Here is a 16,321-nt window from a genome sequence, read left to right as displayed (position 1 = left end):
CGCCCATGAATTCCGGCAGGCTTACAATGCTCAGGCCATAGTCTGCGCCGAAGGCAGCCAGTTGATCGTGACAACCGGCGTTGTCGCCACATCAGCGGACAGGCTCATGGCGGCGGCGAAGACCAGCGGCACGGCGACGGTGCCTGCGTACATGACCAGCGCATGCTGCAGGCCAAAGGCAAACAGCATGCCTGCGGGCAGCATTTCATCAACGGGGTGTACCGGACCTGTCTTCACAATCCATTTCCCAGGCTGCCTGCCGCCCGCGTGTTCACTACAGCGGGACGGCATTGACACAAAGAACCCCGCCTTTTGGAAAAAAGGCGGGGTTTGCCATGTGTGACGATAATCAGAAGGAAGTGGAAATCGTGCCGGTCATGCTGAAGCGCGGCTCGACCATGAAGGAGTTGCCATCCGCATAGCGACCGTTGCTGGCGCCATAAAAGACGGGGTAACCAGCGCCGCCGTTGCTCTGCGCGCCCGCATGGTAGATCGCGCCCATCGCCCCGGTCCGGACGATCGACCCGGTCAGGTTGGTGAAGTTGAGCTTGAAGGTCGGGGACTTGGCATACATGAACGGCTTGAAGTGATAGCCAAGCGACAGCGTATCGGTCACGTAACCCGGGATGCGTTCGCTGTTGTCCAGCGCCACGGACTGCGGGCCGGTATAATGCACCGCCGCATTGGCGAAGAAACCACGGTATTTATACGTCAGGCCGAAATTGGCCATGATGCGTGGCGCCATGATCGCCTGCTGCCCCTTGGCGGCGTAGGTCGTGCCGGTATTGGGGTCCGTTACGTTGGAATCCTGTGTCGCGTGCAGGTACTCAAATGAAGCATACGGGCTGAAACCATGGATCGGGCGGCTTGCGATCATCGCGTCAAAGCCGCGCATGGTCTGGTTGCCCGCCTCGATCGGCACATACTGGTTGGCCCCAATATAGGTATCCATCAGGCGATTGGTCACGTTGTAGTTGAACAGCGACAGATCAAACATGACGTATTTGTCATGATACCGATACCCCAGCTCTTCCTTGATGGAATACTGGTTCTTCAGCATCTTGGCATACTGGGGGTCCAGCCAGCCCAGGTCGGTGGCGCTCGGTTCGCGGTAATCGCCTTCCGCGTTCACATAGATCTGGTGATGGTCGTTGAAGGTGTAGCTGATGGAAAGCTGCGGCAGGGGTTCCGTCGTGTTGGCGCCCATCCTGCCCGAAGCCGTGCCGTTCTTGCCATAGACCCACGACCCGGTATTGGGGTTGGATGTCCACCCCTTGTCCCATGCATCGGACATGACGAACTTGAATCCCGCATGGATCTGCAGCCTGTCGTTGAAATACTTGGCCGTATCCTGGATGAACAGGGCATGCAGTTCGTAACCCGCGTTCACGCCAGTCGTACCGTATGCCGTACTCTGGTAGGCTGCCCAGTTGGGGCTGGGGTCCGCACCATTGGCCATGGTGTTGCTGCCCGGATAATTCTGGATCGTCTGGTTGTTTTCATACCAGTAGCCAAACGACAGGTAGTTGTGCTTGTCGAGATGATGCCCGAACTTCGCGACGACACCGACCTGGCGCGCTTCATTTTCCAGGAAGTAGGCCGTCGTGTTCTGGGCCTGCTTCACATCCCAGTACGGATTGCCGTTGGTATAGCCCGACGGGGACACATAAGGCGTGCCGTTACCCGGTGAACCATCCCAGCCCTGGCCGAAGCTGAAATAGGGTTGCAGGTCGAACGTGAACTTCGCCGGCAGCACGACATGAATCGGTGCCGTCAGGAAGATCTGGTTCCAGTGATCGTTGTTGTTTTTCCAGTAGTTGTCACTGGTCGGGTCCGAATTGCGGCCATAACCGGTACCCGTATGCTTGTAGTTATAGAACGCCGAGCTGTCGGGATAGGCGTCGATGGTGAAGTCTTCGTAGTTCCATGACAGGAACAGACGCGCATTCGAACCGTTTGCCCAGTCTTTCTGCAAGCCGAAATCAATGTGCTTGCGTTCATTGATGCCCGAACCCATCCACGAACGCGCATGCGTGTTGGAAAACGAGAAATAGCCACGGACGCCGGTCCTGCCGATATCGCCCGATTCAAGGCGGATGAATTCACGCGACAGGTTGTTCGTCCCGTAGGAGAAATCCGTCATGCCGCCGAATTTGTGCGACGCCGTGTGCGAATGTTCATTCATCACGCCACCGGCAGCCGACATGACCGGCAGGTCGGTGCCTGCGGTGCCGGGGGTGACTTCAACACTATCGAGGTTTTCGGAATCGATATCCTCGGCCATGTACTTGGCCGCCGCCGCGGGCGCGCCATCAACCATCAGGCCCATGTCCAGATCGGTCAGGCCACGGGTCTGGATCTGGCCCCCTTCCATGCCCGAGGAATCCGGGGTGGTGACATTCAGGCTGGGCAGGTTCTTGACCAGGTCAAGCGCCGTGCTGGTCGGGCTGCGCATGTCAATGAACTGCTTGCCCACGGTCTGGACCGCATGGGGCGCCGTTTCCAGCCGCATCATGCCACCACCGCCATCGCGCGCCTGACGGGATGAGGCGACGCGGATTTCTTCGGGTTCCTGCCGGTCCACGATGCCCGTGGGCTGCGCCGGGGCCTTTGGCTTTGCCGCCGCCACATGTCCGGGCGTGACATGGCGATGCTGTGCCGGTGTAGGTGTTGCCGTCTGTGCCCACGCATCCGCCCCCGTGGCGATACAGACACTGCCCACCAGGCAGGACATGGCCCGCAGCCGTGCCTTCAGTCCCGGCATCCGCAGGCCGGCCAGTCCGGCGCGTCCCCCCGCGACCCGTACCTGACGTTTTACTGCGCTATAGATATCCCGGCCCGTCTTCATGTATTCCCCCGCAAATATATGTGGCGTCCGCTCTCACGGGCAGACATGCGGTTTCCAGTGGCAGCCATCCCCGTCTGCCTTGCTGTCCACAGCCCTGTCCCGTCCGGTCATGCTGAAGTCATTACGGAAACTAAACATTCCGCCTGTCTGTTGACTTATGAAATACACATGCACAGGCAAAGTTTAAAAAATGCAACACGCTGTTTATCTATCTGCCCACAGCCCGGCACCCCCTGCGGGCACCAGTCCGTATCCCGCGCAAATACAACGATTTTCGCATTTTTCCTGATTTTTCCGACTGGATGGAAGCAGCATGGAACAGGCTGAACAATATGGCCTGTGTGTCTTTGATACCACAGGGCAAATCGCCAGAATGCCTCAAAAATCAGCATTTCTTCCAACAGGGCCAGACACAAAAAAACGGCCCTTCCCGAAGGAAGGGCCGTCGTACCAACCGTTACATGGTCATCAGGAACTGGCTGGCTTACTGCGCATCCATGAACTGGTCACTGCCCATGATACCCAGCTTGCTCACACCCAGGCGCTGCGCATCCGCCAGCACCTTCGCCACGACCTTGTAGCTGGCCAGGCGGTCGGGATGGATGTGCATTTCCGGCTGGACCGGCTGGGCCGCCGCATCCCTGAAACGGGCCTGCAGGTCCGCATCACCGGCAACGGGTTCGCCATTCCATGTGATGGTGTTGTCAAAATCGATCGCCACCGTGTCCACAACCGGATCCGGAGCGGTGGAAGGCGGGGGATTGCCCTGCGGCAGGTCGATCGAGACTGAATGCGTCTGGAGCGGAATGGTGATGATCAGCATGATCAACAGCACCAGCATGACGTCAATCAGGGGCGTGGTATTGATATCGACAATACCTTCGTCCTCGGTCGTGCTGTCTGAGCCGATATTCATGCCCATGGTCTACTCTCCCGAAATTGGCCGGGGCACGCAGGCCCCGGCCGGGAATGGATATCAGCCGTGCGGCTGCTCGGTAATGAAGTCGATGTGGACGATACCCGCCTGCTGGCAGGCTGCGATCACCTTGCCCACACCTTCGTATTTCGCCGCCTGGTCACCACGGATCTGGATCTGTGGCTGCGGGTTTTCCGCCGCCACGTGTTCCAGATGGGATTCCAGGTCGGCATAACTGGTAAGCGGCGTTTCGTTCCAGTATGCCTGCCCCTGCGGGGTTACCGCGATGACGATGTTGTTCATCATCGTCCGGGTGGGCTGGTTAGCATCCATGGGGAGGCTAACCTTGATGGTATGTGTCGCGACGGGGATGGTGATCAGGAAGATGATCAGCAGCACCAGCATGACATCGACAAGCGGTGTGGTGTTGATGGCGGACACCACCTCGTCTTCATCGCTGCCACCTCCAACTTGCATACCCATGATCAGGCCACCCGGTTATCGATAGTCGTCGTGGTCGGGGAGTTGTCCGGATGGATGGTGATTTCCGCACCATGGCGATAACCACCCATCAGGATCGACTGCACGTCAGCGGCGAAGTTGCGGATCTTGTCCATCGCACCCTTGTTGCGGCGGACCAGCAGGTTGTAGCCCAGAACCGCAGGCACGGCGGTGCCCAGGCCGATGGCGGTCATGATCAGCGATTCACCGACCGGGCCGGCGACCTTGTCGATCGAGGCCTGGCCCGCGATGCCGATGGCCGTCAGCGCGTGGTAGATACCCCAGACGGTCCCGAACAGACCAACGAACGGCGAGGTCGAACCCACGGTGCCGAGGAAGGCAAGGCCACCCTGCAGCTTGGTCTGGATCACGTCAACCGAACGCTGGATGGACATGGTGGTCCAGGAATGCAGGTCGATGGATTCCTGCATCGTGCCTTCGTGGTGTTCGGCGGCCTTGACGCCGGTATCGGCAATATAGCGGAACGGGGAGTTCGCGGGCAGGGCGGCCGCGCCATCCTTGATGGAACCCTTGGTCCAGAAATCGCTCATGACCTGCTTGGCGGCGCTCATGACACGCGCCTGTTCAAAGAACTTGGTGATCATGATGTACCATGTGCCAAGCGACATGAAGACCATGATCAGCAGGACGCCACGGGCGATGAAGTCACCATTGGCCCACAGCGCACCCAGGCCGTACGGATTGCCCTCGGGCGCCTTGGGGGCGTCGGCCGGCGGCGCTTCGGCGGCAGGAGCCGGGGCGGGAGCGGGCGCCGGGGCGGCATCAGCCGGTGCGGCGTCGGTCGGGGTGGCCGCCTGCGTGGCCGGGGCGTCCGCGCCGGGGGCCGGGGTGGCGGCAGCGCCGCTGCCATCGGTCGCAGGGGCGGAAACCGCCGGTGCCGTGGCCGCATCGCTAGCGGCCGGGGCGGCATCCTGGGCCAGCGCGGCGAGCGGGGAAGCCGCGCACAGCATGGCAGCGAAAGCAGCCGAGGCAACAAGAGTGTGTTTACGATGCAGTCTGATCATTTAACCAAAATCCTCTGGAGCAGGATGTTTTTTCCGAGGCGGCGGGGTGCTGCCGGCCCCCGCCGTGCCTGACCTAACATTCAGGCTCAGTCATTCAGACTGAACGTGATCGTATAGAGATGGTGGAACTCCTTGACGGGCACACCATTTTTGACAGCCGGCGCATAGCGCGAACGGCGCACCGCCTTCAGCGCGGCGTCAGCAAATGCCTGACCGCCCTTTACATTGACCACCTGGCAGTTGCTGGTGACACCACTGGGTTCCACGTCACATGCCACGGACACAACGCCTTCACGGCCTTCTTCCGACATTTCCTCCGGATATTCCGGAACGACATGGTTCAGCGGCGACGTACCGGCCATGTGGTCGGGCACCGGCGGAGCGTTGGACACGGGCGCATTGGCCGGCGGGGTCGCCTTTGCGGGCGGCATCGCCTTCGGCGGCTTCGTGTGGGTCACCTTCATCGGCGGCGGCGGTGTCGGCACCTGGATCTTCGGCGGCGGAATATACGGCGGCGGCGGCTGCGTAATTTCCGGCGGCGGCGGTGGCGGCGGCGGCGGTGGCGGCGGTGGCGGCGGTTCCTTGATCATGTGGACCTGCACCGGCGGCCGCGGCGGTTCCTTGGGTGCGTCCGGCGGTGAGCTGAGTCCGTACAGGAGCGCCAGCACCAGCAGCCCTTCAAACACCAGGACAAGCGCGAAAACGATTATCTTTTGTAGTCTATTATCACTCTGTTCCGCATACGTCATACCCATACCTCACTCAGAACGGCATAGTTTTAGGAAGGAATTATTACAGAATTTGTTCTGGATGTTCTGATTTCACCAATTTTACTACGGGAGTATGACCAGATTTCTACGAAACGACTGATGCGATCCGCCTTGTTCTCCCCGGCTCAACCCTGAAGCATGACAGCCCCCCCTTCCGGCGGAACGGAAAGGCACGGCCATCGCCGCCTCCGGCAGTGCATATGCCAATGCACGGACATTGCATGCACCCTGCCCTGACAGGCCAAGCCACTCATTCATCACGTTTTATCCATAAACATTATTAACATCTCGAAATCAACCCTGATCTTATATGAAATGGTCTTGGTATGAACGTCCTGCCCGACAGATCATGGCCCATGGCGAAAAACGCCTTATGAAACGACCCCTGTCATTGCCCGGCAGGCCAGTAAAAACTCTTGCCTGCCAGCTTGATCAAAAAAAAATCCCAGTCAAGCAAACTGTTAAAAAATGAGGGAAAAAAATCTGTCATCCCGGTCTGGACAGCCTGTTTTCCCACAGAATATTGCCACTTCGATACAAAATGCGGCTATCAAATATAAGATGCAACGATAAATTCATTTCACTGTATTTTCAGGTGAAATGAAACCATCCCCCTCCCGCCCCGTTCCCGCCGGCACGCCGCTGAAACGGGGCAGCGTTTCCGGCGCGGCCTGATAGGCCAGCGCCTCCCCCTGCTTCACCATTTCCAGGCAGGCGGCGAACGTACTGCTCCATGCCGAACGCCGCAGCCCCGATGACAGGTCGGAAGCCTGTCCCACCCGCACGGAATCGGGCAGCATCCGGTCCAGCGGCACCGGCTCGGCACGGGCCTGCGCCAGGCATGTGCGTACGCGCGAACGCGCATCCTCGACAGAAAACAGGTCAAGCTGCACCGGGGCATAGAAAGGAGTCTCCACCGGCATGACGCCCCAGTTGCCGTCAAAGACCGCCAGGCACCCCCACAAGAATTCGATCCGGTCCACTTCCCACTGCGCCGATTCGTCCCCATCGGGGGCAGCCGCGCCGCCAAAGGCATGGACATCACGGCCAAGCTGTTCGCGCGCCGCAAGCCAGTCGGCAAGACGGGCTGAATCTTCCGCCGCCAGCAGGCGCGTGCGCAGGTCGGCCGCTTCCTGTGTCGCCTGCTGCTGGCGCGGGTCATCGGCTGGCAGCATGAGGCGCGAGCGCAGCAGCAGCAGCCCCGACGCCATGACCGCCCATTGCGCCTTGATCCCCAGCGGCAGGGACGTATGCGTGCGCGCCGCTTCGGCCAACTGGTCGATCAGGGTGACGATATCCAGCCGCGCCAGGTCGATTTCACGCGCATGCGCCAGTTGCAGCAGGTGCGACAGGCCGCCCTGATAGATGTCGAGCACGATGACAGCTTCGCCATCGGGCAGCGGGGCACTGAACAGTTCGGCCTGCCCCGTCATGCCAGCGACCGTTCCGACAGGCGGAATGTCAGGGTGGGATAATGTTCCCCCAACCGGCCGATCACGGGCGCGGGCGTACCCATGCGGGTGAAAAAGCCATACACCATGGCGCGGTGGTCCCGCGGCAGCCGTCGCCCCGCCTTGCGTCCCGGCAGGTGGCGCACCTGTCGTGGCGCTTCGGCCAGGCCCCAGTTGTCACGCAGCCATGCCCGCGCATCGGGATGGGTGGCGCCAAGCTGGAGAATCCGTTCCGGCACCGGGACAAGCTGGTGGAAATCCAGCGGACACGCCTTTTCCACCCCCAGCCCCAGCCGGGCGTGGCGGGCCTCCGCCGCTGCACGGAACTGGCGCGCAAGGATCCGGCAGCCGTCAATGGACAGCCCGGCCCGGCCCCGCGCGGGCGAATTGGCGCCGATCGTCAGCGCGAACATGTCCTCCTCCACCCGTTCGGCGTCAAACGGCCAGGGGATCAGGCCGGGGCCGGCGGCGGCGGCCACAAAGGTATCCATGCCCGTATCCGGCCCGTAGACCAGCAGGTGCCACCACTGCCATGGTGACGGTTCGACGGGCTGCGGCCAGGCGGAAAGCGGACGCCGCCCCCGTCGTCCCGGCACGCGCCGCGTGGTCTCGGCGGCATCTTCCTCCCTTGCGGTGGCGGGGGGCAGGTCGGCCCATGGCAGGCGCAGGTTTTCAGTCATGGTCCAGCTGGCGTTCATACGGTCGCAGGGCGCGCGGGTCACGGTAACGGATATGCTGGCACAGGGCTTCGGTTTCCATGCCCTGCCGCAAGGCCGCGACAATGTAGCCCGAGCGCAGGGCATGGGCGCTTAATGTCGCGGCAATATCCGGCGGGACTTCCGCCATCAGCGCGCGACGTTGCAAAATACGGGTCACGGCGTACGGGGTCAGCGCCTGTCCGCCCACGCGCTCCCCCTTGGAAATGGCGCGGAACAGCGGCCCGGTCTGCCGGTGCGCCACCTGCTGCCACGCGGCAAACGCCGCAGCGGGGCACATCGCGCTGTCAGATGACAGGGGCAGGCCGACCGGCTGTACCGCCGCCGCCTCCCGGATGGTCAGCACGACCTGTGTGCGTTCAACACGCACATCCTCCACCTGCAGCCCCACCAGTTCCGAACGCCGCAGCGCGCCCGCGAAACCGAACAGCAGCAGGCAGCGGTCCCGCAGGCCCCGTGGGGACCCGTCCGCGCAGCGTTCGACCATGGCGCGCAACATGGACAACGTCACTACCGCAGGCGGGGCGGCCGGGCGGCCGGCGCGTTCGGTCATGTCGGCCACAGCCGCGCGGAGGACGGGGTCGGTCACATCCCACGCCATGTCGTTAAAGCGGTGCATCTTGCCAATCGCGGCCAGCCTGCGCCGGATGGTGGCGGGCGCGAATTCCGCCAGGCTGCGCAGATAGGTCGCCACGACCTGCGCCGTTGCGGGAATGGGGGAGACGGCATGGACCGCGCACCAGTTGGTGAAATGCACCCAGTCCGCACGGTAGGCACGCAGGGTGGCCACGGCTTCACGCGCGGGGGCTGCGCTGTCACTGGCCCCTGTCATGGGCGGCTCCTGTATCGTGACCGTGTCAGACCAGTTCCATCCGGTTGACATCCACCATGCCGAAATCCGTGATCTTGAGATGCGGGATCACCGGCAGCGGCAGGAAGGCCAGTTGCAGGAACGGTTCATCAAGCTGGCAGCCCAGCGCACGGGCGGCGGCGCGCAGCACTTCCAGCCGGTCGCGCACGGTCTCGAACGGGGCGTCGCTCATAAGGCCCGCCACCGGCAGCGGCATGTCGGCCACGACCTTGCCATCACGCACCACCACAAAGCCGCCGCCGGTCTTTTCCAGATGGTTGACCGCAACCGCCATATCCGCGTCATCCATGCCGACTACGCAGATATTGTGGCTGTCATGCCCGACCGAGGACGCCAGCGCCCCGCCCGACAGGCCGAACCCCCTGACAAACCCGCGCCCGATATTGTCGTTATGCCCATGCCGCGCCACCACGCAGATGCGCGCGATGTCCTGCGCCGGGTCGGGCTGGACAATGCCACCCGCCACCGGCAGGTCGGCATGCAGGAAGGGGGTGATGATCTGGCCGGGCAACAGGCCGATCACCGGACGCTGCGCGCCGCTGCCCGCAACCTGCATGTCCTTTGCAGTGACGGGCGCGGGCAGGCTTATGCTGTCGGTGCCGACGGGGGGAATGATGTCACGCGCGGCGAACAGTGCGTCATTCACCAGCCGCCCGGCGCTGATCACATCCGACACCCGGCATTCACGCAGGTCATCAAGCAGCACGATATCCGCCCGCCTGCCCGGCGCGATCATGCCCCGGTCGCGCAGGCCGAACGCGCTGGCCGCGCTGAGCGAGGCGCTGCGATACGCCGCAAGCGGTTCCACCCCCAGCGAGATGGCAAGGCGGATCAGGTAGTCCAGATGCCCTTCATGCGCGATTTCCAGCGGGTTGCGGTCATCAGTGCAGAAGGCGAAGAACGGCGATGTCACGGGATTGAGCAGCGGCGCCAGCGCGCGCAGGTCCTTGCACACCGACCCCTCGCGGATCAGCACCATCATACCCTTGCGCACCTTCTCCAGCGCTTCTTCCGCCGTCGTGGCCTCATGATCGGTGGTGATGCCCGCGGCAAGGTAGCCATTGAGCCTGCGCCCGCGCAGCAGCGGCGCATGGCCGTCAATATGGCCACCCGCGAATGCTTCCAGCTTTTCCATGCACACCGGGTCGCCATCCAGCACGCCGGGGATGTTCATGAACTCGGCCAGGCCAATGACCTTGGGGTGGTCACGGTACGGCAGCAGGTCGGCCGCCCCCAGCGTCGCCCCCGATGTTTCAAGCGCGGTGGACGGCACGCAGCTTGACAGGTTCACCCGCAGGTCCATGACCGTGCGCATGGCCGCCTGGGTAAAATAGTCCAGCGCCGGGCGGCCCAGCACGTTGGCCATTTCATGCGGGTCGCATATGGCGGTGGTCACGCCATGGGGCAGGACGCAGCGATCGAATTCAAACGGGGTGATGAGCGAGGATTCGACATGCAGGTGCGTGTCGATAAAACCCGGCACGGCAATGCGGCCATGCCCCTCGATCACGGTCGCGCCCTCGTAATGGTCCAGCGTGCCGACAATGGTGTCGCCACATATGGCGATGTCAGTCGGCAGCAGTTCGCCCGTCACCAGATCGAACAGGCGGACATTGCGGATCACGGTGTCCGCCTCCTTCCGCCCGCTGCCCTGTGCGATCCGGTCCGAAATCACGCTAGCTGCCATGCTGTCCTGCTTCCTCGCAAAAGATGGATATTCCCCAGCACTCTAACACAACCGCGCGGCTGGCAAATCAGCACACGAATTCTTTTTCGTCCCGCCCGCCCACACCCCCGCCAGCAATGTTGACAAGCACAGGGCATTTCATGATCCTGAAACGACCAAGGGGAGTCCCGACAAGGGGCTGAGATACCGCTGGCATGGCCCGACCGTGCGCGCGGAGACCCTTCCGGGCGCATGGTGCGTTCCGGGGAACCTGATCCGGCTCATACCGGCGGAGGGACTGGTGCAGACAATCGGCACGATGCGCCAGGCCTGACGATGCTGCGCGCATGACCCATGCGGCGTTCCGGTTTTCTCCCCACACCCCCTGTCGGAGAGAAAACGAGGAGCATTGCCATGACCACCGTTGCTTCGCCTTCATCTCCCGACCATGTCACCACCGGCCCCATCATGGGGTCCACCAAGGTCTGGTCCACGCCTGAGGGGCATGCGCATATCCGCGTGCCCTTCCGCGAAATCGCCCTTGAACCCAGTGCCAACGAACCGCCGGTGCGGGTGTACGACACCTCCGGCCCCTATACCGACCCGAATGCGCGGATCGACGTGCGCGCGGGGCTGGAACCCGTCCGCGCGCCGTGGATCGCGGCACGCAGCCTGCCCACGGTCACGCCACGCACCGTGCGCCCCGAGGACAATGGCTTTGCCAAAGGCGACAATCTGGTCCCCCCCTGCCCCGCACCCCATGCGGTGCATGAAGGCAGGCCCGGCCAGATGGTCACGCAGTACGAATTCGCCCGTGCCGGGATCATTACCGAGGAAATGATCTACGCCGCCCACCGCGAGAACCTTGGCCGCGCCACCATGGACGATGGGGCCGAGGCACGCCGCGCCGATGGCGAGGATTTCGGGGCTGACATTCCCGCCTTCGTCACCCCCGAATTCGTGCGCGCCGAAATCGCCGCGGGCCGCGCCATCCTGCCTGCCAACATCAACCACCCCGAACTTGAACCCATGGTGATCGGGCGCAACTTCCTGGTGAAGGTCAACGCCAATATCGGCAATTCGGCCGTGACGTCCTCGGTCGCGGAAGAAGTGGAAAAGATGGTCTGGTCCATCCGCTGGGGCGCCGATACGGTGATGGACCTGTCCACGGGGCGCAACATCCACAACATCCGCGACTGGATCCTGCGCAACGCCCCGGTGCCCATCGGCACGGTGCCGCTGTACCAGGCGCTGGAAAAGGTGGGCGGCGTGCCGGAGGACCTGACATGGGACATCTTCCGCGACACGCTGGTCGAACAGGCGGAACAGGGCGTGGACTACTTCACCATCCACGCCGGCGTGCGGCTGCAGCATGTGCCGCTGACCGCCAGCCGGGTGACCGGCATCGTCTCGCGCGGCGGGTCGATCATGGCGGGATGGTGCCTGCACCACCATCGCGAGAGCTTCCTGTATGAGCATTTCGAGGAGATATGCGACATCATGCGCCGTTATGATGTCTCGTTCTCGCTGGGTGACGGGCTGCGTCCCGGCTCCATTGCCGATGCGAATGACGCCGCCCAGTTCGCCGAACTGGAAACGCTGGGCGAGCTGACGAAAATCGCGTGGGCGAAAGGCTGTCAGGTCATGATCGAGGGGCCGGGCCACGTGCCCATGCACAAGATCAAGGTCAATGTGGAAAAGCAGCTACGCGAATGTGGCGAGGCGCCGTTCTACACGCTTGGTCCGCTCACGACCGATATCGCGCCGGGTTACGACCACATCACATCCGGCATTGGCGCTGCCATGATCGGCTGGTTCGGCACCGCCATGCTGTGTTACGTCACGCCGAAGGAACACCTCGGCCTGCCCGACCGTAATGACGTGAAGGTGGGTGTGGTGACCTACCGCATCGCCGCCCATGCCGCCGATCTGGCGAAGGGGCACCCGGCGGCGCGCATCCGTGACGATGCGATCAGCCGCGCGCGGTTCGACTTTCGCTGGAATGACCAGTTCAAGCTGTCGCTCGACCCGGATACGGCGTGTTCCTACCATGATGAGACGCTGCCGCGTGAAGCGCACAAGAACGCGCATTTCTGTTCCATGTGCGGCCCCAAATTCTGTTCCATGCGCATAAGCCACGACCTGAAGGCCAATGCGCAGCGGCAGGCGGGGCTGGAACAGAAAAAGGAAGAATTCCGAAGCAACGGCAACCGGATCTACGTGCCGGTGGATGACGTGGTCACACCCGCGGAATAAGACGCGGCCTGCCCCATGCCATGCTGCATGGGGCAGAACCCACGCCTGGATTTTCCATGAAAAGTTTTTGGTGACGCTCTTTTTCAAAAAGCTTCAAAGAACGCCGCATTCTTGAAAAAGGCGGCACCCGGAAACTGCGATCACCTGAAATAAGAGACTGTTTGAAAAGTCAGTTCATGATAGCGCTTTAAAATTAAAGGAAGTTTTTGGTGAAGCTTTTTGCAAAAGCTTCGAAAGAACGCCGCCTTTTTGAAAAAAGGCAGCACCCAAAAACTTTTATTCTTTTTTATCAATAGGTTGTTTTCAAACAGTCTCTAATCTTCTAGCGGGAAATGGTGATACAATCCGCATCGGGCACCGGCGCTTCCGCGACCTTGTCCCGCGCGACAGCGCTGCCCGCCGCACGGCGGACCATAAGGAACGGCCCCGACCAGGAACCGGCAATCCGCCACTCCCCCTCGATCTCGTTGCCATCCGCGCCCAGCGTGCCCGTGTACAGCACGGCATGCTGGCGCACGCCGTCTTCGTACGTTTTCGTAAAACGTACCCGCGTCCCGGTACGCTCCCCCCGCGCCGTGGCGATGAAGCATTCACCGGCATGCGCACCCGACGTGGCACGTTCCGTTACCGTGCCGCCCACATGGCCACCATTCTCGAACAGCGATGCTGAAAAAAACTCCGGTGTCAGTGTATGGGGATAGCTGAACCGCCCCTCCCACTGCCCTGTTACATCCAGCACTTTCCCGGTCATCGGACCTGCTTTCTTTCCCTAAAAAGTATTATCGATAAAAATGACAAAAGTCTTGGGGGTCGCCTTTTCCAAAAAGGCGCCGTTCTTCCGACGCTTTTTCATCTGGATACAGGCGAGGCGGGACATGCGGCAACCGCACGCCCCGCCCCCTTGATCATAATAACCATCCGTCATGGCCGGGCGTACCGAGCATGACCGGAAGATCAGATGACCTTTTCCACCCAGCCATGGGTGTCGGGCGTGGTGCCGCGCTGGATGCCGATCAGGGCGTTGCGCAGCTTTTCGGTCACGGGGCCGATGCCCCTGCCATCGCCAATCACCACTTCGCCCTTGTGGCTGCGGAACCGCCCGATGGGGGACACCACCGCCGCCGTGCCACAGGCAAACACTTCCTTCAGGCGGCCGGACGCGGCATCGGCATAAAGCTGGTCGATGGCATAGGGTTCCTCACGCACGCTCAGGCCCATTTCACGCGCCAGGGTCAGCAGCGAATCGCGCGTGATGCCCCGGAGGATCGTGCCGGTCAGCGGCGGGGTGGCCAGCGTGCCGTCATCGAACACGAAAAACACGTTCATGCCGCCCATTTCCTCGATCCAGCGGCGCTCCACCGCATCAAGGAACAGGACCTGCGCACAGCCATGGCCCTTGGCTTCCTGCTGCGCCAGCAGGCTTGCGGCGTAGTTGCCGCCGCACTTGGCCTCCCCCGTGCCGCCGGGCGCGGCACGGCAGAAATCGGACACCCACACGCTGACCGCTTCCGCACCGAAATACGCGCCCACGGGCGAGGCGATGACCATGAACATGTATTCCGACGCGGGCTTCACGCCCAGGAATGTCTCGCTCGCGATCATGTAGGGGCGGATATACAGGCTTTCATCGGGGTTGCCGGGCACCCATGCGTGGTCCACGCGCACCAGCTGGCGCACCGCCTCGACAAACACTTCGTCAGGCAGGTCCGCCATCGCCAGCCGTTCAGCCGACTTGCGGAAGCGCGCGGCGTTGGCATAGGGGCGGAACAGGGTAATGCCACCTTCAGCCGTGCGGTAGGCTTTCATCCCCTCGAAAATTTCCTGCGCGTAATGCAGCACCGCCGCCGCCGGGTTCAGCGAAATCGGTGCATAGGGCTGTACGCGGGCGTCATGCCACCCCCTGCCTTCCACATAGCGGATAACGACCATGTTGTCGGTAAAGACACGCCCGAAACCGGGATTGGCCAGGATCTCCGCCCGCCGCTGCGGCGAAACCGGCGAGGTGCTGGGTGAAAGGGTAAAGGGAAGGGAAGTGGCGCAGTCCATAGCCGTTGTTTCTCTCTCATCATGGCGCTGGCGCGATCCATAAGGCGCGCCCCCTGCCCGCCAACAGATTCGGGCAACGCTAGCAGAAGTTCACCAGAACATGGTGCCGGTCAACCCCGGCGCATGCGCATGACCCCTGCTTTTCATGCCTCGCCCAGCATGAAGCCAAGGGCACGCAGCGCCTGTGGCAGGTGTTCACGGCCATGCAGCGCCTTCACGTCGCCCAGCCGCGCCACCACGCTTTCGCTCCATCCCCGCGCGGGCTGCCCCTGTGCCGCACGCGCGGCGACAAGGCGTTCATCATAGGCGGCGATGGTGGCGCGGTCACTGGCGGCAGCGGGGTCATACCGTTCGGAATGCAGGACGGCATGCTGCGGCAGGCGGGCGCGGATGGCGGTGGGCTTCTTGCGGTCGGGGTAGCCCACGCTCATGCCGAATACCGCAAACGTGCGCGCCGGCAGGCCCAGTTCCGCGGCGATGGCCTCGGGCTGGTTGCGCACCGCCCCCACATACACGATTCCCAGCCCGTAGGATTCGAACGTGGCCGCCGCATTCTGCGCGGCGAAGGCGGTATCCATCACAGCACCCAGGAAGGTATCTAGGCAGTCGACCCCCGGCAGGGTGCGGCCCTGCGCCTGCCCCACATGTTCCAGCCGCGACAGGTCGGCGATCCACGCCAGGAACAGCGGCGCCTGCGCGATGAAATCCTGGTCCCCCGCGAGCTTCGCCAGCCGGGCGCGATGGTCAGGGTCACGCACGGCGATCACGCTCCATGCCTGCAGGTTGCATGATGTCGAGGCCGACTGCGCCGCCGCCATCGCCGCCTCCACCACGCCATCGGGCAGCGCGGCGGGGCTGAAGGCGCGCACGGAACGATGGGTCATGAGGCTGCGCGCCACCGGGCTTTCCGGCAGGGGGCTGGCGGGCGGGCGGGTGCCGTAACGCGCCTGCCACAGCGCATTCATGGAAGACAGCGCGGGAAAGGAAGAAACTGTGACGTCGGACATCGGCATGCCTCCTGCCTGTGCAATAGTGGCTGAAAAAGCAGCACACCACACCGCCTGCCCTGCGGGAAGCGTGGCAGGGTCACACCAGACCTGCGCTTTTTCACGCAGGCCCGCATACCGGGGCACGATGACAGGAACGGTTCGGGAACCGGCCACGGACCGTTTTGAAATCCTTTTGTATATTCAATGCTTTTCCTGACGGCACCACTTCACGTTCATGCGAAATCACGGAGTTGCTCATAGGAAGA

Annotated in this window: 14 protein-coding genes; 1 reads left to right on the top strand and 13 read right to left on the bottom strand. The window is 62.6% G+C overall.

Features of this window, described 5'->3' with window-relative positions; genetic code table 11:
- Window positions 1–30: 30 nt before the first annotated feature.
- From CFR76_RS18160 to ade, 10 genes are all read right to left on the bottom strand, one after another.
- On the bottom strand, window positions 31–237 hold the full coding sequence (locus tag CFR76_RS18160) for a solute carrier family 23 protein (protein WP_167402149.1): 207 nt from the start codon (window positions 235–237) through the stop codon (window positions 31–33).
- 112 nt (window positions 238–349) lie between these two features.
- A complete protein-coding gene (locus tag CFR76_RS13840; protein ID WP_110557558.1) occupies window positions 350–2,848 on the bottom strand; it encodes a TonB-dependent receptor in 2,499 nt (832 codons plus the stop codon).
- A 484-nt stretch (window positions 2,849–3,332) separates the two neighbouring features.
- Window positions 3,333–3,770 carry an ExbD/TolR family protein gene (locus CFR76_RS13835; protein WP_025439702.1) on the bottom strand — a complete coding sequence of 146 codons (438 nt, stop codon included), beginning with the start codon at window positions 3,768–3,770 and terminating at the stop codon, window positions 3,333–3,335.
- Window positions 3,771–3,824: 54 nt separating this feature from the next.
- Window positions 3,825–4,247 (bottom strand): ExbD/TolR family protein, encoded by a 423-nt coding sequence (locus CFR76_RS13830; RefSeq protein ID WP_025439703.1) that lies wholly within the window; start codon window positions 4,245–4,247, stop codon window positions 3,825–3,827.
- 2 nt (window positions 4,248–4,249) lie between these two features.
- Window positions 4,250–5,290 (bottom strand): MotA/TolQ/ExbB proton channel family protein, encoded by a 1,041-nt coding sequence (locus CFR76_RS13825; RefSeq protein WP_081749469.1) that lies wholly within the window; start codon window positions 5,288–5,290, stop codon window positions 4,250–4,252.
- Between the two features lie 86 nt (window positions 5,291–5,376).
- Window positions 5,377–6,045, bottom strand: a complete 669-nt coding sequence (locus CFR76_RS13820; protein ID WP_110557557.1) for an energy transducer TonB — start codon at window positions 6,043–6,045, stop codon at window positions 5,377–5,379.
- Between the two features lie 590 nt (window positions 6,046–6,635).
- Entirely contained in the window at window positions 6,636–7,493 is an 858-nt protein-coding gene (locus CFR76_RS13815) for a segregation and condensation protein A (RefSeq protein ID WP_110557556.1), read from the bottom strand.
- Window positions 7,490–8,191: a hypothetical protein gene (locus CFR76_RS13810; protein WP_110557560.1), complete on the bottom strand. Its 702-nt coding sequence runs from the start codon at window positions 8,189–8,191 to the stop codon at window positions 7,490–7,492. Before CFR76_RS13810 ends, CFR76_RS13815 begins: the two co-directional genes overlap by 4 nt.
- Entirely contained in the window at window positions 8,184–9,059 is an 876-nt protein-coding gene (locus tag CFR76_RS13805; protein ID WP_110557555.1) for a tyrosine-type recombinase/integrase, read from the bottom strand. Before CFR76_RS13805 ends, CFR76_RS13810 begins: the two co-directional genes overlap by 8 nt.
- A 25-nt stretch (window positions 9,060–9,084) precedes the next feature.
- Window positions 9,085–10,785: an adenine deaminase gene (gene ade, locus CFR76_RS13800; protein ID WP_110557554.1), complete on the bottom strand. Its 1,701-nt coding sequence runs from the start codon at window positions 10,783–10,785 to the stop codon at window positions 9,085–9,087.
- Window positions 10,786–11,178: 393 nt separating this feature from the next.
- Between ade and thiC the strand changes: the two genes are divergently transcribed.
- Window positions 11,179–13,020: a phosphomethylpyrimidine synthase ThiC gene (gene thiC, locus CFR76_RS13795; protein WP_110557553.1), complete on the top strand. Its 1,842-nt coding sequence runs from the start codon at window positions 11,179–11,181 to the stop codon at window positions 13,018–13,020.
- A gap of 322 nt (window positions 13,021–13,342) precedes the next feature.
- On the opposite strand, the gene CFR76_RS13790 is transcribed toward thiC, so the two are convergent.
- The 3 genes from CFR76_RS13790 to CFR76_RS13780 form a co-directional block, all read right to left on the bottom strand.
- Complete coding sequence (locus CFR76_RS13790; RefSeq protein WP_110557552.1) at window positions 13,343–13,771, bottom strand: hypothetical protein; 429 nt, start codon at window positions 13,769–13,771, stop codon at window positions 13,343–13,345.
- Window positions 13,772–13,974: 203 nt separating this feature from the next.
- Entirely contained in the window at window positions 13,975–15,066 is a 1,092-nt protein-coding gene (locus CFR76_RS13785) for a branched-chain amino acid aminotransferase (protein ID WP_110557551.1), read from the bottom strand.
- 143 nt (window positions 15,067–15,209) lie between these two features.
- The gene (locus CFR76_RS13780) at window positions 15,210–16,073 is read right to left on the bottom strand and encodes a nitroreductase family protein (protein ID WP_110557550.1); all 864 of its coding nucleotides are present in this window, start codon (window positions 16,071–16,073) and stop codon (window positions 15,210–15,212) included.
- Window positions 16,074–16,321 lie beyond the last annotated feature (248 nt).

This window comes from Komagataeibacter swingsii (genome assembly GCF_003207895.1).
Taxonomy (GTDB): Bacteria; Pseudomonadota; Alphaproteobacteria; order Acetobacterales; family Acetobacteraceae; genus Komagataeibacter; species Komagataeibacter swingsii.
This window is presented reverse-complemented; position numbering and strand designations above follow the sequence as displayed.